This window comes from Dokdonella sp., assembly GCF_039926425.1.
Classification (GTDB): Bacteria; Pseudomonadota; Gammaproteobacteria; order Xanthomonadales; family Rhodanobacteraceae; genus Dokdonella_A.
The window spans coordinates 12,394-31,262 of sequence record NZ_JBDSWZ010000005.1; the positions used below are offsets into that span (position 1 = coordinate 12,394).

17 protein-coding genes are annotated in these 18,869 nt (G+C 62.8%); 11 read left to right on the plus strand and 6 right to left on the minus strand.

The genetic code is table 11. The features are described from left to right. From ABIV12_RS00155 to ABIV12_RS00190, 8 genes are all read left to right on the plus strand, one after another. Positions 1 to 1,350 (plus strand): UDP-glucose/GDP-mannose dehydrogenase family protein, encoded by a 1,350-nt coding sequence (locus tag ABIV12_RS00155; protein ID WP_348054980.1) that lies wholly within the window; start codon positions 1 to 3, stop codon positions 1,348 to 1,350. 126 nt (positions 1,351 to 1,476) lie between these two features. Beyond that, on the plus strand, positions 1,477 to 3,243 hold the full coding sequence (locus ABIV12_RS00160) for a DUF1800 family protein (protein WP_348054982.1): 1,767 nt from the start codon (positions 1,477 to 1,479) through the stop codon (positions 3,241 to 3,243). An 11-nt stretch (positions 3,244 to 3,254) separates the two neighbouring features. Further along, positions 3,255 to 4,766 (plus strand): DUF1501 domain-containing protein, encoded by a 1,512-nt coding sequence (locus ABIV12_RS00165; RefSeq protein ID WP_348054984.1) that lies wholly within the window; start codon positions 3,255 to 3,257, stop codon positions 4,764 to 4,766. Positions 4,767 to 4,831: 65 nt separating this feature from the next. Continuing rightward, positions 4,832 to 5,263, plus strand: a complete 432-nt coding sequence (locus ABIV12_RS00170) for a hypothetical protein (protein ID WP_348054986.1) — start codon at positions 4,832 to 4,834, stop codon at positions 5,261 to 5,263. A gap of 108 nt (positions 5,264 to 5,371) precedes the next feature. Continuing rightward, a complete protein-coding gene (gmd, locus tag ABIV12_RS00175; protein WP_348054988.1) occupies positions 5,372 to 6,502 on the plus strand; it encodes a GDP-mannose 4,6-dehydratase in 1,131 nt (376 codons plus the stop codon). A gap of 5 nt (positions 6,503 to 6,507) precedes the next feature. Beyond that, positions 6,508 to 6,723, plus strand: a complete 216-nt coding sequence (locus ABIV12_RS00180) for a SlyX family protein (RefSeq protein WP_348054990.1) — start codon at positions 6,508 to 6,510, stop codon at positions 6,721 to 6,723. Between the two features lie 52 nt (positions 6,724 to 6,775). Next, positions 6,776 to 7,411 carry a DUF2058 family protein gene (locus ABIV12_RS00185; protein WP_348054992.1) on the plus strand — a complete coding sequence of 212 codons (636 nt, stop codon included), beginning with the start codon at positions 6,776 to 6,778 and terminating at the stop codon, positions 7,409 to 7,411. A 77-nt stretch (positions 7,412 to 7,488) separates the two neighbouring features. Next, positions 7,489 to 8,598, plus strand: coding sequence for a hypothetical protein (locus ABIV12_RS00190; protein ID WP_348054994.1), 1,110 nt, complete (start codon positions 7,489 to 7,491; stop codon positions 8,596 to 8,598). 21 nt (positions 8,599 to 8,619) lie between these two features. Here the strand turns inward: ABIV12_RS00190 and phbB (ABIV12_RS00195) are convergent, their stop codons facing one another. The 4 genes from phbB (ABIV12_RS00195) to gluQRS all read right to left on the minus strand — a co-directional run bounded on the left by phbB (ABIV12_RS00195) (position 8,620) and on the right by gluQRS (position 12,290). Then, the gene (phbB, locus tag ABIV12_RS00195; protein WP_348054996.1) at positions 8,620 to 9,366 is read right to left on the minus strand and encodes an acetoacetyl-CoA reductase; all 747 of its coding nucleotides are present in this window, start codon (positions 9,364 to 9,366) and stop codon (positions 8,620 to 8,622) included. A 118-nt stretch (positions 9,367 to 9,484) separates the two neighbouring features. Further along, entirely contained in the window at positions 9,485 to 9,985 is a 501-nt protein-coding gene (gene phaR / locus ABIV12_RS00200; protein WP_348054998.1) for a polyhydroxyalkanoate synthesis repressor PhaR, read from the minus strand. Positions 9,986 to 10,600: 615 nt separating this feature from the next. Then, entirely contained in the window at positions 10,601 to 11,341 is a 741-nt protein-coding gene (gene phbB / locus ABIV12_RS00205; RefSeq protein ID WP_348055000.1) for an acetoacetyl-CoA reductase, read from the minus strand. A gap of 70 nt (positions 11,342 to 11,411) precedes the next feature. Continuing rightward, positions 11,412 to 12,290, minus strand: coding sequence for a tRNA glutamyl-Q(34) synthetase GluQRS (gene gluQRS, locus ABIV12_RS00210; RefSeq protein WP_348055002.1), 879 nt, complete (start codon positions 12,288 to 12,290; stop codon positions 11,412 to 11,414). 132 nt (positions 12,291 to 12,422) lie between these two features. Between gluQRS and htpX the strand changes: the two genes are divergently transcribed. After that, a complete protein-coding gene (htpX, locus tag ABIV12_RS00215; protein ID WP_348055007.1) occupies positions 12,423 to 13,307 on the plus strand; it encodes a protease HtpX in 885 nt (294 codons plus the stop codon). 39 nt (positions 13,308 to 13,346) lie between these two features. Here the strand turns inward: htpX and ABIV12_RS00220 are convergent, their stop codons facing one another. Together ABIV12_RS00220 and epmB are read right to left on the minus strand one after the other, a co-directional pair. Continuing rightward, positions 13,347 to 15,413, minus strand: coding sequence for an EAL domain-containing protein (locus tag ABIV12_RS00220; RefSeq protein ID WP_348055009.1), 2,067 nt, complete (start codon positions 15,411 to 15,413; stop codon positions 13,347 to 13,349). Between the two features lie 194 nt (positions 15,414 to 15,607). After that, a complete protein-coding gene (epmB, locus tag ABIV12_RS00225; protein ID WP_348055011.1) occupies positions 15,608 to 16,627 on the minus strand; it encodes an EF-P beta-lysylation protein EpmB in 1,020 nt (339 codons plus the stop codon). Between the two features lie 147 nt (positions 16,628 to 16,774). On the opposite strand from epmB, the gene efp reads away from it, so the two are divergent. Both efp and ABIV12_RS00235 read left to right on the plus strand, forming a co-directional pair. After that, complete coding sequence (efp, locus tag ABIV12_RS00230; protein WP_348055013.1) at positions 16,775 to 17,341, plus strand: elongation factor P; 567 nt, start codon at positions 16,775 to 16,777, stop codon at positions 17,339 to 17,341. 111 nt (positions 17,342 to 17,452) lie between these two features. Continuing rightward, complete coding sequence (locus ABIV12_RS00235; RefSeq protein ID WP_348055015.1) at positions 17,453 to 18,772, plus strand: TRZ/ATZ family hydrolase; 1,320 nt, start codon at positions 17,453 to 17,455, stop codon at positions 18,770 to 18,772. The last annotated feature ends 97 nt before the right edge of the window (positions 18,773 to 18,869 follow it).

Consider the following 18,869-nt stretch of genomic DNA (forward strand, 5'->3'; position numbering starts at 1 on the left):
ATGCGCGTGACCATTTTCGGAACCGGTTATGTCGGCCTTGTAACCGGTGCGTGCCTGGCCGAGGTCGGTAACGATGTGATGTGCGTCGACGTCGACGCCGCCAAGATCGCCCGCCTTGAACGCGGCGAGATCCCGATCTTCGAGCCCGGACTCGAGCCCCTTGTCCGAGCCAATCACAGCAGCGGCTACCTCAAGTTCACCACAGACGCTGCGGTCGCCGTCGCCCACGCGCAGATCGTCTTCATCGCCGTCGGCACGCCGCCCGACGAAGACGGCAGCGCCGATCTGTCGCACGTGCTCACCGTCGCTCGCACCGTTGGGCAGCTGCTCACGCGCTACGCGGTGGTGGTCAACAAGTCCACCGTTCCCGTGGGCACGGCCGATGCGGTGAAGCAGGCGATCGCGGGTGAACTCGCATTGCGCGGCAGCGAAGTTTCGTTCGACGTGGTGTCCAATCCCGAATTCCTGAAAGAGGGTGATGCGGTGCAGGACTGCCTGCGTCCGGATCGGATCGTGGTCGGCGCCGACAGTGCACGCGCCATCGAGGTATTGAAGGCACTGTATGCGCCATTCAATCGCAACCACGAGCGGATCGTGCTGATGGATGTCCGGTCGGCCGAGCTCACGAAATACGCCGCGAACGCGATGCTTGCCACGAAGATCAGCTTCATGAACGAGATCGCGAACATCGCCGAACAGGTGGGGGCCGATGTCGAACAGGTCCGGCGCGGAATCGGTTCCGACCCGCGCATCGGCTACCACTTCATCTACCCAGGCGCTGGGTATGGTGGCTCGTGTTTCCCCAAGGATGTCAAAGCTCTTGAGCATACGGCCCGGGCACATGACTACGAGCCGCGGCTGCTGAGTGCGGTGGAAGCGGTGAACGCGGCGCAGAAGAAGCGTTTGTTCCAGCTGCTCGAACGCCATTTCGCAGGGTCGCTGCGCGGTCGAACGATCGCGGTCTGGGGTCTCGCCTTCAAGCCGAACACGGATGACATGCGTGAAGCGCCGAGCCGGACCCTGCTGGAACAATTGTGGGCGGCCGGTGCTGCGGTGCGCGCTTACGATCCGGAGGCGCGCGCGGAAACGGCGCATCTTTACGGCGAGCGTCAGGATCTGGTGTTGTGCGATCAGCAATACAGTGCGCTCGAAGGTGCCGATGCGCTGGTCATCGTGACCGAGTGGAAAGCTTTTCGTAGCCCCGATTTCGAGAAGATCCGCACGCTGCTCAAAACCCCCGTGCTGTTCGACGGGCGCAACATCTTCGATCCGCAGGCGGTGGAAGAAGCGGGTCTCGCCTACTACGGCATTGGTCGCGGGCGCAGCGTCGTGACACCCGCCAGATCCTGAAATTCAATCTCTGACCGGCAGAGTCGATGCAGCGGTCTGGATTTGTGTACTGCAGGTGAGCCGGGCGTCACAATCCATGTCAGAGTGCGTCCCTACACTCGCGTATCGATTGTCGGGGACTGAAACATGCGCGCACGGCATGCATTGCTTTGCTTCGTTTCACTGGGAAGCCTGTCCTTCGTCGGCAGCGCCAGCGCACGACTCTACGAGCATCTCTTCGCCAGCGGATTCGACATTCCGGTCGATGCCCCAGGCTCGGACGCGGAGGCAGCCCGGTTCCTGACCCAGGCCAGTTTCGGGCCGACCCCGTCGGAGATCGCGCGCTTGCGCGGCATCGGATACAACGAGTGGATCGACCAGCAGCTCGCCGCACGAACCACGCTGGTGCGTCCGTTTGTAGAGTCGGTGGTCGCCGCACGTACAGCGGCTGGGCAGAACGTCAGCCAGAACCACCGCGTCGATCGATGGTTCTGGATCGCGGCTTACGCGGACGACCAGCTGCGTCAGCGGATGGCATTCGCACTCAGCGAGATCTTCGTGATTTCCGATCAGGGCAGCGCGATCTCGAACAACTACATTCCCATGGCGGAGTACGCCGACGTGCTGGGCCACGATGCGTTCAAACCGTATCGCACGCTGCTCACCGACGTCACCTACAACCCGAGCATGGGCAAGTTCCTCAGCCACTTTCGCAACCAGAAACCGGGCACGACGACGCAGCCTGACGAAAACTACGCGCGCGAAATCATGCAGCTGTTCTCGGTCGGGCTGGTCCAGCTCAACATGGATGCATCGCCGGTCCTGCAGGCGGGCAATCCGGTCGCGACCTATGACCAGACCACCATCACGCACACCGCAAAGGTGTTCACCGGTTTAACCTACAGCGATGCGCCGACCAACCCTGCCAATTTCTATGGCGGCGCGGTGACCAACGCGGGGACCTACAACCCGATGGCGTGTTGGGGTACCGAGTTGTTCGCATCGACCAGCAGCAACATGCGCCATGACCTCACCGGTGACGACGGCACGACAGCGACGGCGAAGACCGTGCTGGGCGGACTCACGATTCCCGCGGGTCAGTCGTGCGCCGACGATGTCTCCGACGAACTCGACATCATTGCCGGGCATGTCAATGTCGCGCCGTTCGTTTCGCGTCAGCTGATTCAGAGATTCGTCACCAGCAATCCGTCGCCCGAGTACATCGAGCGGGTTGCGACTGTCTTCGAAGATAATGGAACGCCGGCGCACGAGCGCGGCGATCTCGGAAGTGTCCTCAAGGCGATCCTGCTCGATCCGGAAGCGCGCGCCGCGCCCGTCGATGCGTCCGCCGGAAAACTGCGGGAGCCGCTGCTGCGCATTACCGCATTGTGGCGTGCATGGGGCGCCCGGGCACCTGCCGCGAATGCGTATGGTGAAGTGATCATGTCCGCGGGCATCTCGTTTCTTTCCAGTACCGGGCAGAAGCCGCTCGGCGCACCGACGGTCTTCAATTTCTACGAGCCCGACTATCAGCAGCCCGGTCCGTTTGCCGACCAGGATCTCTATTCACCGGAGCTCCAGATCCACAACGAAACCACGGCCTATACAACCGGCAACGTGTTCTACAGCTACACGCGCAAGGCCTATGTCGGCATGAACCTGCCGCCGGACAATCAGACACTGCCGACCGATCGGCCGCTGCTGGATCTGGCTCCTCTGGTCGCGCTGGTCGCAACGCCCTCGGCGATGGTCGATCTGGCAAACGCGCGAATGATGTACGGCACGATGAGTCCGACCATGCGGTCGACCCTGATCAACATGGTGCAGTTCATGAGTGGCGCGTCGCCGCAGGAAAAGGCGTGGTCGCTCATCTACCTGATTTCCCTTTCACCCGAATTCGCAGCGCAGCGCTGAGGAACATGTCCATGTCGATCGATCGTCACAGTCGTCGCGACTTTCTCCGACACCTCGCATGCGCGGCGGCCAGCGGCGGAGTCGCCGCGATGGTTCCGCAGCTGCGCATGATGGGCAGCGCGCTCGCCGCTGGAACATCGCCCGAGGCGGTCAGTGGATACAAGGCGCTCGTCTGCATCTACCTCGCCGGCGGAAATGATTCGTGGAACATGCTGGTTCCGTACGATCAGTCGCGTTTCGATACCTATGCTGCGTCACGCGGCGGCGTCTACGACGGCAACGCCAATCCGAATGGCCTCGGCCTCGCACGCCCGACCACGGCGGCGCAGATCGGCAACCAGGTGATCACCGACTCGGAAAGCTCGCAGCAGTACTTTGTGCATCCGGGCATGGTGGACATCAAGAATCTCTATACCGCGGGCCACGCGACCTTCGTCGGCAACATGGGCACGCTGAAGAGACCGATCACCAAGGACGAATACAACGCCAGCTCGGCCAACCGTCCTCCGCAGCTCTATTCGCACAGCGATCAGGAAAACCTCTGGCATATCGGCACTTCCGCGGAAAACCGCTACGGTTGGGGCGGCTCGTCGATGGCAAGGCTGGTACCGCAGTTCCCCGCCGGCGGGAACCAGGTCCTTTCGCCCTGCATCTCGATTTCCGGAAGCAACAAGTTCGAAGTCGGGACCCAGTTGTTTCCGTACAAGATGTCGTCGTCGTCGAGCGGCACATCCAATCCGCTGTCCCAGTTGTCGGGCGTGTGCAACCCGACCGGGTGCACGGGTTCATCGGGCCAACGCGACGTCGCGTTGAACCTGTTGCTGCAGGATACGTATCAGGGGATGTTCGCCAGCGAATACGCGAAGACCTTCTCGCGCGGGCGCGAATTGTTCTCGCTGCTCTACAGCGGGCTCGGCAGTGCGGGCGGCCAGGTGTCGACGACGTTTCCGGCCAACAACTCCCTTGCCAGCCAGCTTCTGACCGTCGCGCGGATGATCAAGCTTTCGCGGGCCAACAACTATGCCGCGCGGCAGATCTACTATGTCCGCCTCGGCAGCTTCGACATGCATTCCGACTTGATGGGCGCAGGCACCAGTGCGCATGCGGCAATGCTGACCAAGGTCTCCCAGGCGATCAAGTCGTTCTCGGACGCGATGAGCGAGATTGGTGCATTCAACGAGGTCTCGACCTTCACAATGAGTGAATTTGGTCGCACGCTGTCGTCCAACGGCAACGGGTCCGATCACGGTTGGGGCGGTATCCAGATGGTCACCGGTGGAGCGGTGCAGGGTGGCCGACTCTATTTCGACGGCGGTGGAACCATCACCGGATTCCCGAACCAGAGCCTCAACAATGCCGGCAATTTCTCGCGCGGCCAGTTCATTCCCGGCATCGGCGTCGATCAGTACGCGGCAACGCTTGCGCGCTGGCTGGGTGTCACGTCGGCCACCGATCTCGCTGCGATCTTCCCGAACCTCGCGAACTTCAACGCATCGTTCCGGAATCTCGGCTTCATGGGGTGATGCGGATTCGCCGGTTGTCCAGACAACTTGCTTCGGCTGCCGTGTGTCTCGTCGCACGCGCGGCAATGCCCGTCAGCGTTGGCGCAGGGCCGCTGGCGGACGGATGCACCAATCTCGATGCGATCCCGATCCAGTTCACGATCGATTTCCAGTCGGCCATTCAGGGCGTCTTCGACAACCATTGCATCGAATGCCATGAAGGAAAGGACCCGCCGGCCGGACTCGACCTGAGTGCCGGGGGATCGTGGTCGCACTTGATCGGGATCCCCAGTTCACAGGACGCTGCCTTCATCCGGGTGATGCCGGATCAGCCGCTCGCGAGTCTTCTGTTTCTCAAGGTCAATTGCGATATTCCGGGCGTCGGTCATCGCATGCCGCTCAACCGGGACCCGCTGCTGGAAGAAGAGCAGGCGCTGATGCTCGACTGGATCCGTCAGGGCGCGCCGTCGGCGACCACCGATACGATTTTCAGGGGCGAATTCGAGATCCGCGGCTGAAAACGGCACTACGCTGTACCGTGCGTGCCCGCGCGGTTATTATTCGCGGCCCCTTTTGACGCTGTACGGGGCGGTCAACCCGCGAATTTCCGGAGCTTCACGAGCCGCATGAGCACCAAACGAGCATTGATAACCGGCATCACCGGCCAGGATGGTGCGTATCTGGCAGAGTTGCTGCTGGCGAAGGGCTACGAAGTCCACGGACTGAAGCGGCGGGCATCGTCGTTCAACAGCGAGCGTATCGATCATCTCTATCATGAACTCGATGAAGGTCGCGTCGGAGTTCGCCTGCATTACGGCGATCTCACCGATTCGCTGAGCCTCTTGCGGGTGATTCAGCAGGTCAAGCCGGACGAGATCTACAACCTCGCCGCGCAAAGCCATGTCGCGGTGTCGTTCGAGGAGCCGGAATACACTGCCAACGCAGACGGAATCGGCACGTTGCGCGTGCTTGAAGCGATGCGGAGCCTGGGGATGGGAGATCGCTGTCGTTTCTACCAGGCCTCCACGTCCGAGCTGTACGGACTCGTGCGCGAAACGCCGCAGAGTGAGACCACGCCATTTCATCCTCGCTCGCCCTATGGCGTTGCGAAGCTCTACGCGTACTGGATCAGCGTGAATTACCGTGAGGCGTACGGCATGTTTGCCTGCAACGGAATTCTCTTCAACCACGAATCACCGATTCGTGGCGAAACCTTCGTGACCCGAAAGATCACCCGCGGACTCGCACGCGTGTTCTGCGGGCTGCAGCACTGCCTGTACCTCGGCAACCTCGATGCGAAGCGCGACTGGGGTCACGCACGGGATTTCGTCGAGGCGCAGTGGCTGATGCTGCAGCAGGATGAGCCGGCGGACTATGTGATCGCCACCGGGGTCCAGCATTCGGTTCGCGAATTCGTCGTCCTCTCCGCCCGGCAGATGGGCGTCGAGCTCGAATTCCGCGGTACCGGAGCCGACGAGCATGCGGTCATCGCAAGCATCGACAACGCGTCTGCGAAAGCGAATGTCGGCGATGTCGTCGTGCGCATCCATCCGCAGTATTACCGGCCGGCCGAAGTCGAGACGCTGCTCGGCGACCCGACCCTCGCGCGCGAACGTCTCGGCTGGACGCCGAAGACCAGCTTCGCCGAACTCGTCAGCGAGATGGCGGCCGCGGATCTCGCGCTGGCGCAGCGCGAAGCGGCGGGAGCGATCGGCGCGCGACACGGTCGCCACCTGATCGAGAAGCTTCCGGGCTGATCGCGATGTCCATGTCGCTCGAAGAGCGCCTGACCGAACTGGAGATGCGCATCGCCTTCGTCGACGATACGATGACCACGCTGAGCGATGCGGTTGCTTCACACGATCGCCACCTGCACGACCTGCGCAACGCGATGGAGCGGTTGCGTACGGAGCTGGTCGCGGTGCGTGGCACACTCGGCAACGACGCGGGCGACGAGCCACCGCCGCCGCACTACTGAGGCCGGCCGCGATTTGCGGCCGAATCGATCCGACCCACGTTGCAGTGCCGCCATGTCCGATTCCCTGCGCGACCAGTTGATGAAAGCGGGCTTCGCCGCCCCGTCCAAACCCGAGCCGGCGCCAAGGCGACCGCAGGAACAGCAGCGACAGCGCTCGTCGCCGCAACGCCCGTCGGGGCCACAGCGACCGCCGCGTCCGCAGCAGCGTCCGCAACACAACCGGCCGTCGACGCCGTCGGCGCCATCGCGCGGTGCGACAGACGCGCAGCCGGTGGCACGCGACAGGTCCGACATCGATCTGGCAAAGGCGTATGCGTTGCGCGACAAGACCGAGCGCGAGGCACGCGAACGCGAACAGCGCGAGGCCGAGCGGCGCTCGCGTGAACGCAAGGAACGCAGGCAAAAGCTCGCAACGGCGCTCGGTGGAAAGGCGCTCAACGATGTGGCCGCCGAATTACCCCGCCATTTCCCACACACCAACAAGATCCGCCGCATCTACGTGACACCGGAGCAGCTGCCCCGCCTCAACGGAGGCGAGCTGGCGGTGGTGCAGTTGGCAGGCCGCTACCTGTTGGTCACCCGCGAAACTGCACTGTCGGCGCAGGCCATCGATGCTGATGCGCTGGTGCTGCTGTGCGACCCTCAGGCGGATGCCGAGGATGACATTCCGCCCGATCTCGTGTGGTAGTTCACGGTTGGACGGCGCGCAGGTAGCCCACACTCCTCACGCATCGGCAGGTGCGTCGCAGCGTGGGGAGTTACGCCATGAGTCGAGTCAGGTCATCTCTGGCGAGTTTGATCGTCACCGCCGGCATACTCGTTGTTTCAGCTGCAGGCTCGGCGCCGCTGCCTCGCTTCACGCAGCCGACGGCGATCTGGAATACCGACGCGCGCACACTGGCGACACGCCCCAACTCGGCGCAGATGCTGACGCATCTCGCGGCGTTCTCCAGCAACGGTTGGGGTGACACGCGCGACTTCGACTTCCAGATCGACCTGTCGTTTTTCGTATTGCACGCAAATGCGTCGACACCAACCCATCCGATCGTCGCGTTCCCGGGGTCTGACGATTACTACGCACCCGATTGCGACGCCCCGGGATCCCTGTTTCCACTGCCGGCGACGGGAGGAATCGAAGGGACCGATCCGCCCTCATTTACCTGCGATACGAATGACAGCGACTGTCATTTGCTGGTCGTCAACGATGCGACGCATGTCCTCCACGAGGCGTACCTGACCAATTCCGCGGGTGCGTCCGGCGTGCATTCGATCTGCGCGCTGCGCTGGGACCTCACGAAGACCTATCCGCGTTATGGTCGGGGCGAGCACTGCACCAGCGCTGACGGTGCGGGCTTTCCGATTGCGCCGCTGCTGTTCAATGCCGATGAGGTCTGGACAGCTGCGCAGGTGAACGGTGACCTCGGTCACGCGATCCGCTTCATCCTCGGCAACAACCGGATGACCTATCGCAAGTACGTGCATCCATCGTCGCACGGGACCAAGGCGACGTCCGACACCGATGCGAACGCCGTGCCCTACGGCTCGCGCTTGCGTCTCAAATCGACGTTCGACGTCAACGCCTTCAGCACCAACCCATCGGTTCGAGTGCTTCTGCGAACGCTGCAGAAATACGGCATGTTCCTCTCGGACGGCGGTGGCATCCCGCTGACGGGCGAGTCCGACGCGTTCACCACCCACAAGTGGGCTGACTCCGACATCGACCTCGACACGCATTCGCTGTTCGGCATCCGCCCCACCGATTTCGACGTGATCGAATCGGGCGCGCTACTGTCGGTGACCGACGCAAACGACGAGTACAACGATTGCGTGCGGACACCCGAAGACTTCATCTACATCGACGGCTATGATTTCTGACGACTCCGCTGCGGGAGACGATCAGAAATCCATGAAGTACCCGCCATTCACCGGGATGTTCGCACCTGTGATGAAGCCTGCGTCGTCGGCGGCGAGAAACTCGACCGTCCGTGCGATTTCGCGCGGTTCACCGAGGCGGCCGACCGGAATGTTCGCGATGATCTGGTTGCGGATGTCTTCCGGCACGGCCATCACCAGCGCGGTGGCGCAATAGCCAGGCGACACGCTGTTGACGGTGACGCCTTTTTTCGCGACTTCGCGCGCCAGCGCCATGGTGAACCCGTGCATCCCTGCCTTGGCGGCGGAGTAGTTGGTCTGGCCGAACTGACCGGTCTGACCATTGACCGACGAGATATTGACGATCCGGCCAAAGCCCTGGTTCGTCATGCCATCGACCACATGGCGGCACACGTTGAACACGCCTTCGAGATTCACGCGCAGCACATCGCCCCACTGCTCCGGGCTCATCTTGCGCAGCGACGTGTCGCGCGTGATTCCTGCGGCGTTGACGAGAATCGACACCGTGCCGCCGGTCTTCTCGATGCGACCAAAGAAGTCGGCACAATTGCGAAAGTCCGAGACGTCGAGTGCTTCGAAATCCACGTCGTCACCGGATTCGCGCATGTCCGCGAGAAACGATTCGACGCGATCGACTCGCGTACCGAGGTCGGCGGCAATCACCTTGCGTCCTGAGCGGGCAAGCGATCGGCAGATTTCGGTGCCAAGTCCGCCGATTCCGCCCGTGACCACTGCAATGCGCTTGTTCATGGATGCCCCTCCCAACGCGACCGCGCACTACTGCGCTGCGGCATCGCGATTCGTTCGAGTTTGTTGCGATGCGGCGGGTTGATCCACCTTCATTCGGATCGGGGCAACCCGAAGTGCGTCAGGACTTCGTTTCTTTCTTCGGCTTGGCAGGATCGACCGTGCCGTCGCGCACCGTGTTGGCTGCCGCGGCCAGGTAACCCTGCTGCAGCGACTTCCACAGATCCATGTTGCGCTCGGTCAGTCCGTTCAACATCGACCAGGGAGTCTGTCCAAGCACGGTGTTGAGGGAGCTGCGGAACTGCTGCTGCTGATCCATGAAAATCTGCAGGCTGCGCTCCAGATAACCACCCATGAAACCCTGCAGGGAATCCCCGTAAAAGCGGATCACCTGCGAGAGGAGCTTGGTGGTGAACATCGGCTCGCCGCGATCCTCGTACTCCGAAATGATCTGGAGCAGGACCGAGCGCGTCAGGTTCTCGCCGCTCTTCGCGTCGCGCACCTCGAACTCCTCGTTGTCGAGCACCAGCTGGCGGACTTCCTCCAGCGTGATGTAGCTCGAAATCTCGGTGTCGTAGAGCCGACGGTTGGGATATTTCTTGATGATTCGCAGTTCAGTCATCTCTCAAAGCTAGCAGAATGTGACGCGCCGCACCAGTTTGGGATGGTGCGGGGCACCCTGCTTTTGTGGGTGCTCGGTCGCGCTGCCCAGTCCTCACGCGCCCACTGGCACTCCGGCCTAGGCGTGAATATGAGTGCCGTCTCTGATGTAACCCTTTTCTGCGGAAAGGACTCCAACGACTGCCCGGCTCTGTCAGCAATCCATTGTTCTCGTAGAAGCGGCTTCAGCCGCGATGCTTCTCGTCCCGCGACGTTCGGCGGCCGACGTCCGCGCGAAGTTTCGTCCGAGAGACGCGAGGTTCGGACGCTCGCGCGCATCATGTCGAACCCGGAAGCCATCCTTGGAGCGGCCACCAGTCGCCATCCATGGCTCCTCCGATCGACCCCGACGGGTCGCTCGACCCGTTCGGCATCCATGCCTCACCTGGTGAATGCCGCATCCGATGCCTGAGGGCATCGGATCAGCGCGCGCGTCGTTGATTCAAGCAGCCGTCCATGGCGCGCTCCTCACGCCATCCATGGCTGGCCGTCCCTGGCGGACCCGCCCGTTCGGCATCCATGCCTCACCTGGTGAATGCCGCATCCGATGCCTGAGCGCATCGGACAAGCGCGGTATTCACCAACCCATGTACTGGCCGCCGTTGATCGCAAGGTTGGCGCCGGTGATCCAGCGCGCCTGTTCGGCGGCGAAGAAGGCGACGGCATACGCGATCTCGTCGGGTTCGCCGAGGCGACCGACTGGAATCTGCGCGACGATCTTCGCGCGCACGTCCTCCGGCACCGCCATCACCATGTCGGTGCCAACATATCCCGGCGAGACCGTGTTGACGGTGATGCCGAACTTGGCGTTTTCCTGCGCGAGTGAAATGGTGAAGCCGTGCATGCCGGCCTTCGCTGCGGCGTAATTCGCCTGGCCGTACTGGCCTTTCTGTCCATTGATCGAACTGATCTGCACGATCCGTCCCCACTTGCGGGCGCGCATGCCGTCGATCACCGGGCGCGTCACGTTGAAACACGAACCAAGATTCGTCGCAATGACTTCCTGCCACTGGATGGCGGACATCTTGTGGAACGTGGTGTCGCGCGTGATTCCGGCATTGTTGATCAGGATATCGATGGGTCCGAGTTGGCGCTCGACCTCGCGCACCATGGCTTCGGCGCTATCGGCGTCGGCGACATCGCCGGAGGCCAATGCGAAGTCGAATCCGTCCTTGCGCTGGGCTTCCTGCCACGCGGTGGCCTTCGCCTCGTCGCGGTAATTCGTCGCGACCTTGTGGCCGATCGTTGCAAGATGCCGGCAAATGGCCGTGCCAATGCCGCCGGTGCCGCCGGTGATCAGGGCGATGCGTGCCGTCATGGGTGTGCTCCTCGTTGTCGATTCGTTTGCGGGAAAGATCGGGCGTCTGGCGATTGTGCCCGCCGCCCGGTCAAAGATCCTTCTGCGTCGCCGCATAGCGCAGAGGAATCGTCGCACTGCGCGGAATGAGCGCAGGGTCGAAAGCCGCGACGGCCGCCGACAACAGCGTGCGCGCATCACCACCCGCCGGAGGTTCCTGTCCGAGGAACCGCAGCGCCGCGCGGAGCGCGGGGAGGGGGTTCGAGGCATCGACAGGCGTGGCGCGGTCCACCTTGCTCAGTTTGCGGCCATCGTCTCCGAGCACGACCGGGAGGTGCACATAGGTGGGCGATGCCATGCCGAGCATGCGCAGTAGCAGCCGCTGCCGCGGCGTCGAGTCGAGAAGGTCCGCGCCGCGCACAACCTGCGTGATGCCTTGGGCGTCGTCGTCGACGACCACCGCAAGCTGGTACGCGCAGACGCCGTCCGCGCGCCAGACGACGAAGTCGCCGACCTCGCGCGCCAGATCCTGCGTCAATCGCGCCTGGATGGCATCATTGAACTGCTCAATTTCTGTGCCGACACGCACGCGCCACGCCGGCGTCCTCGCGCCCGGGGACGAAGGACATTGCGCGGGATGGATGCCTTTGAACGGGTCGAGATCGCTACGGCTGCACCAACAGCGATAGACATGTCCCGCCAGGTCCAGCGTTCGCAAGGCACGTGCGTAATGAGTGGTCCGCGCGCTCTGCACCACCACTTCACGGTCGGACTCGAGTCCGAACGCAGTCAGCGTCGAAAGGATGTCTGCCGCCGCTCCGGGCACTTCGCGTTTGCGATCGAGATCTTCCATCCGGACGAGCCACTCACCGCCGCCAGACCGGGCGAAAAGCCAGCTTCCCACCGCTGCGACGAGCGAGCCGAAATGCAGCGGACCAGTCGGCGAGGGGGCGAAGCGTCCGCGATGCATGGCAAGGGAATGAATGCCTGTTCGAATGGTCGCGCGACGCCGTCGGCTTGCCGCGCGAGTGCTTGAGTTCAGTGGAGGCGCGCCACATTATCATCGGATGTGCATCTCGCACGCTCGACGGAGTCAAACGCCATGATGCGCGTCATGCTGTTCGTCGGCACCAATATCGCGGTGCTGCTGCTTGTCAATGTCATCCTGTTCATCGTGCAGGGTGTCTTCCACGTACGGCTCGGCAACTACTCCAGCCTGTTGCTCATGGCTGCGGTCTTCGGCATGGGCGGTTCATTCATTTCGCTCGCAATCTCGAAGTGGGTTGCCAAGCGCACCACCGGCGCGCAGGTGATCACGGAACCGCGCAACGAATCGGAACGCTGGTTGCTCGATACCGTGCGTGCGGAAGCGCAGAAGGCCGGTATCGGCATGCCGGAGGTCGCGGTCTACGAGGCGGCCGACATGAACGCGTTCGCGACAGGCATGAGCCGGAACAATGCGCTGGTCGCGGTCAGCACCGGGCTGCTGCAAAGCATGGATCGCAACCAGGTCCAGGCGGTGCTCGGCCACGAGATCTCGCACGTTGCAAACGGCGACATGGTCACGATGGGCCTGATACAGGGCGTGCTCAACACCTTCGTCATTTTCTTTGCACGCATCATCGGCACGCTGGTCGACAATGCGCTTAGCGGCAACCGCAACAGCGAAAGCAATAGCGGCGGATTCTTCTATTTCATTATCGTGATGGTGCTGCAGGTTGCGCTGGGATTCCTTGCGTCGCTGATCGTGATGTGGTTCTCCCGGCGCCGTGAATTTCGTGCGGATGCCGGTGGCGCACGTCTCGCAGGTCGCGACAACATGATCTCTGCGTTGCAGCGCCTCGCCGGGAATCAGGGTGCTCAGGCAGATCTGCCAAAGGCAATCCAGGCGTTCGGCATCTCCGACGGCGGCGGACTCGGCCGGTTGACGGCCAGCCACCCGCCACTCGAAGAACGCATTGCAGCGCTGCGTGCTGGCGCTGCGTGATCGTCAGACGCCAGGCGCAGATTGCGCCCGGCGTCAGCGTCAGCCTTGAATGAGGATTTTCTCGGGCTCCTGCAGAAAATTGCCCTGCACGAAGTTGACACCGCAACTGAACAGGATCGACATGCTCGCCGCGTCCTCGACGAACTCGGCAACGGTGAGCTTGCCGGCATGGTGCGCCTGCTCGCAGATGTCCTTGATCCTGTCCTGGTTTTCCTTCTGCTTCGGAAGGTCTGCCATGAAATTGCGGTCGATCTTCAGATAGTGCGCTGGAATGTGCTTGAGCAGCTGGAATGAATTGAGGCCGGAGCCGAACTGTTCCAGCGCGAAGCCACAGTGGATCTGTTCGAGGCCTTTCGCGAAGGCGCGAGCCTGTTTGAGGCTCGTCACGACCTTGCTTTCGGGCATCTCGAATACCAGCGAATCACCGCGCTGACGCGACGTCTTCAGCTGCTGGGCGATCCACGGCAGGAGCGTCTGGTCTTCCAGCGACTGCGCGGTCAACTTGATGAAGAACGTGGTGCGGTGGCCGGCGCGTTCGCGCTCCGCAATCGCGCGGACCGCATTGGCGATGACCCAGCGGTCAATCGCAGGCAAGCGGCCTTCGCGTTCGGCGATGCCGAGAAACTGGCCCGGTGGAATCTCGCCCTTCGGACCGCTCATGCGCAGAAGGATCTCGTAGAAATCGCCTTCGGCGCCGTGCAGGCTGATGATCGGCTGGTAGTAGAGGACGAACCCGTTGTTCGCCAACGCCTTGTCGATCAGCGAGATCCAGTGGCGATTCGCTTCCGCGGCAGCCTTGTCCTCTTCGGCCGGATCGACGATCCGCACACGATTGCCGCCTTCGCCCTGGGCGCCGCGCAATGCGCTGGTCGCGAGATTCAGCACCGTCGCCGCGTTCGCATTCTTCTCGCCGATCAGCACGCCGCCCATGCTCACCGTCAGGCTGATCGATTGCTTGCCGATCTCGAAGATGCGTTCGCTGAACGCGTTGCGCAGTTTTTCCGCCAACTGCTTCGTTTCGTCGGCGCCCCGCTCGCCGATCAGCGCTGCAAAGGTGTGTTCGCCGATCCGTCCGGCGACATCGGTGTCACGAAGATGTTTGCGCAGCACGTTGGCCAGATCGCCGAGGATGACGTCCGTGTTGCCAAGGCCGACGGCGTCGAGGACCTTGCGGAAATCGTCCGGTTCGATCAGCAGCAGAGCCTGGTCGCCCTTGCCGTTGGCAACCGCATCGACGCCTTGCTGGATCAGGGTCATCATGTGCTGGCGGTTGAACAGGTCCGTGACGAGATCCTTCGACCTCAGCGCGTCCAGCTCCTGCGCCATGTTTGCGTCGACTGCCTGGAGTCGGAACGTGATCTGCTGGCACGGTTCGCCCTCATAGCTCGCTTCACTGAATTCCATCGTGGCGTCGAATGTGGTCTCGTCGCTTCGCTTGGCCTTCAGGTTCAGCCGTTGTGGCGGTTTGTCGCCCTTTGAAAGACGCTTCAGCAACGCCTTGAAGTCGTCTGCATCGTTCGGCGCGATCATGTCGAGAATCGAGACGCCTTCGACGTCTTCGAAATCGTCGTAGCCAAACATGTCCAGGTACGCCTTGTTCGCGCGAACATGCATACCCTCGTGCACGAAGGCGATCGGGTCGCGCGATGAATCGAGCAGCGCGTCGCAGCGGCGTTCGGATTCACGCAGATTCGCCTCGAGTCGACGCACGCTGCGACGCATCGTCAACGCGTCGAATTCCCGCCGCACAACCATTTGCAGATGTTCGTGCGAGCCGCGCAGCGCGAGTGCGCGTGCACCGTCGCGAAAGGCGGTCACGATGGCGTCGTCGGTCATGCCGCGCCCGCTGGCGATCAGCGCGATATCGCGTCCACCGCGCGCGGCCGCGTCGCGGATCTGCGGCAGCTTCAGCTCCTTGCTCGCAATGTGCGCGAGGATGACATCCGGCGTCTGCTGCTCCAGCGCCGTCTCCAGCTCCGCTTCATTGGTCGCACGTGAGGGGCGCACGGCGATTCCGCCATTGCGGAGAATGCTGATCGTCTGTTCGGCGTCCTCAGCTGAATCGTCGATCAGGAGAAGCTTGATGATGTTGTCGGCTCGGGTCATCGGGGTCAGGGGTCAGGGTTGGATGCGGTTGGAACGGCCGGCATATCGTTGCGCGTTCCATCGCGGGAGCGTCCGTTCGACGTTCGATGCTGGATCGTAATCAGCCATCAGGCGGCCACGAACGCGTTGCGAGCGTCGTTCGAGGCTTGGAAGGCAATGGATATGTACCGGATTCGCCCCTGCATTTCCATCGTTCACGAGGCGGTTGCCTGCACTGGACGCTTGGATGGAGCGCCGGCGACCTCACGAACAAGGCGCGGGACAAGATATCCGGGCAGGAGCGCGCGCAGCGCATCGACGAGCGCGAGCGCAACGCTGTCTTCAACCGCGAAATGAGCGGCGCCTGCGACCCGATCGAGCTGATGCAAGTAATAGGGGAGCACGCCGGCATCGAACAGGCGCTCGGACAGGTCTGTCAGCGTGGACGCATCGTCGTTCACGCCCGCCAGCAGCACGCTCTGGTTCAGCACGGTGGCGCCCGCATCGCCCAACGCGCGCCCTGCCGCCACGACGGAGCCGTCGATCTCGTTCGGATGATTGGCATGCAGCACCACCACGCGCTGGAAGGGGAGTGCGTCGAGCCAGTCGAGGAATTCCTGGTCGATGCGCTCCGACAATACGACTGGCAGGCGCGTGTGGATGCGGATCCGACGGACGTGAGGGATCGTCGCCAGCGCCTGAGTGAGCTCGGCCAGCTTCGGAGTCGACAACGACAGGGGATCTCCACCCGAGAGAATCACCTCGCTGATCGAGCCGTCGCCGCGCACATGGTCGATCGCTTCGCGCCAACGGTCAGCCGCGGCGGTATCGGCGGCATACGGGAAATGTCGGCGGAAACAATAGCGGCAATGGATCGCACACGAGCCGGTCGCAATGAGCAGCGCGCGACCGCTGTACTTGTGCAGCACGCCGTTTGCCGCGCGCGCCTCCATGTCACCCACCGCGTCGAGCGCAAAGCCGTCGACGGGATCGAGTTCGGAAGCCAGTGGAAGGACCTGTCGCAGCAGCGGGTCGTTCGGGTCGCCGGGGCGCATGCGGGCGACGAATCCGCGCGGAACGCGAAGCGGGAAGCCCGTGTCCGTCTGCGGAAGCAGGGCATTTGCGTGGGACGACAGGTCGAGCAGACGCAGCAGTTCGTGCGGGTCGGTGACTGCGTCGCGCCACAGCTGCTGCCAGCGAACGGGCTGCGCCGGAATGCGGTTAGCGGGTATCATTGCGGACCAGGTTGGACTCGTTCGACCGCAGGAACCCGCCATTCTAGCCGCTTTCATCGAGCGGCTTTTTGACAATTGGTGACGGTCCCCTCACATCGGCGGCCATGCGTGGCCGCATTGCGCACTCAAGGAAAACGGGAGCTTCAGATGGCCAGCTATGGCATGAACGACGTCAAGAACGGCCAGAAGATCATCGTCGATGGCCATCCGTGCACGATCACCGACACCGAATACGTCAAGCCCGGCAAGGGCCAGTCGTTCACGCGGGTGAAGTTCCGCAACCTCAAGAACGGACGCACGCAGGAAGTCACGATGAAATCGACCGACATCCTCGAGGCGGCCGACGTGATCGACACGGACATGGAGTTCCTCTATTCCGACGGCGAGTTCTGGCATTTCATGGACCCGGTCACGCATGACCAGGTCGCAGCCGACAAGGGCGCAATGACCGACGCCGCGCCGTGGCTCAAAGGCAACGAGGTGTGCATCATGACCTTGTGGAACGGTGCTCCGCTGATCGTCACCGCGCCGATCTTCGTGGAACTGGAAATTGTCGAGACCGACCCGGGCGTCCGTGGCGACACCTCGGGCGGCGGCGGCAAGCCGGCCAAACTCGAAACCGGTGCGGTGGTGCGGGTGCCGCTGTTTGTCGGCCAGAACGAAAAGATCAAGGTGGACACGCGCTCGGGCGAATACATGTCGCGGGTGAAGTGAACCTCGGTGGGTGGTGAAGGCTTTTCGCCATCCGTCGATTGATTCGCTTTCCATGCATACAGGTGCAAGCTGCCAGTCTTCTCCCAGCCTTCGACCTCCCTTCTTCCTCCCATGCAGTCCATCGACCTCCTGATCGAACCCCGCTGGCTCGTCCCGGTCCAGCCGCACGGGGTCGTGCTCGAACATCACGCGATCGCGATCGATGCTGACAGGATCGTAGATATTTTGCCGGCAGCCGATGCGCGTGCCCGATTCGCGCCGCGTGACCATGTGGTGCTTTCCGAGCACGCGCTGATTCCCGGACTCGTCAACGCGCACACCCACAATCCGATGACGTTGATGCGCGGGCTGGCGGATGATCTTCCATTGATGAGCTGGTTGAAGGAGCACATCTGGCCTGCCGAAGCCAAGGCGATCGGGCCGGAATTCGTCCGCGACGGCATCGAACTCGCGGTGGCGGAAATGCTGCGCGGTGGCACCACCTGTTGCAACGAGAACTACTTCTTTCCGGACGTGCAGGCCGCGACCTATCGGCGGCTTGGCTTCCGCGCGATGATCGGACTGCCGGTGATCGAATTTCCGAGCGCCTGGGCGTCGGGCCGCGACGAATATTTCGACAAGGGCCTTGCGGTCCACGACGAATTCCGTGACGAACCACTCCTGGGTACGAGTTTCGCGCCGCATGCGCCGTACACCGTGTCGGACGAGAGTTTCGAACGGATCCGCATGCTGTCCGACCAGCTCGACCTGCCGGTCCACCTGCATCTGCACGAAACCGCGCACGAGATCGAAGAGGCACGTGGGACATATGGCGCGCGTCCGTTCGCGCGCATGCAGGCACTCGGGATCGTCAATGATCATCTGATCGCGATCCACATGACCCAGCTCACCGATGCCGAGATCGCGGCGTGCGCGGAGGCGGGCGTTGCGGTCGTGCATTGTCCGGAGTCGAACCTGAAACTCGCGTCCGGATTCTGTCCCGCGGAAAAGCTGCGCCGAGCGGGAGTCACCCTTGCAATCGGCACCGACGGCTGCGCCAGCAACAATGATCTCGACATGTTTGGCGAGATGCGCACTGCTGCGCTGCTTGCCAAGGCGGTTGCAGAGGACGCCCGCGCGCTCGATGCGGCCAGTGCGCTCGACGCCGCCACGCTCGGTGGCGCGCGCGCGATGGGCTGGAGCGAGCGCATCGGGTCGATCGAGGTGGGCAAGCAGGCCGACGTTGTCGCGGTGCGCCTCGACGACATCGAGACGCAGCCGATCTACAACGTCATCTCGCAGCTCGTTTACGCGGTCGGTCGACACCAGGTCAGCGACGTGTGGATCGCCGGGCAGCGCAAGCTGCGGGAACGCGTTCTCGTCGATCTGGACATCAGCGAGATCCGCGCCAAGGCGCGGCGTTGGCGTGAGCGGATTTCAGGCTCCGCATAGCGTCGTGGGAGATGCAGAACTGCGCCGCCCTGCCACTCCTGTCTCGTTGCGTCGGGGTGTACGAGCCGAATCAGGGTAGGAATGTGTGGGCGTCCCC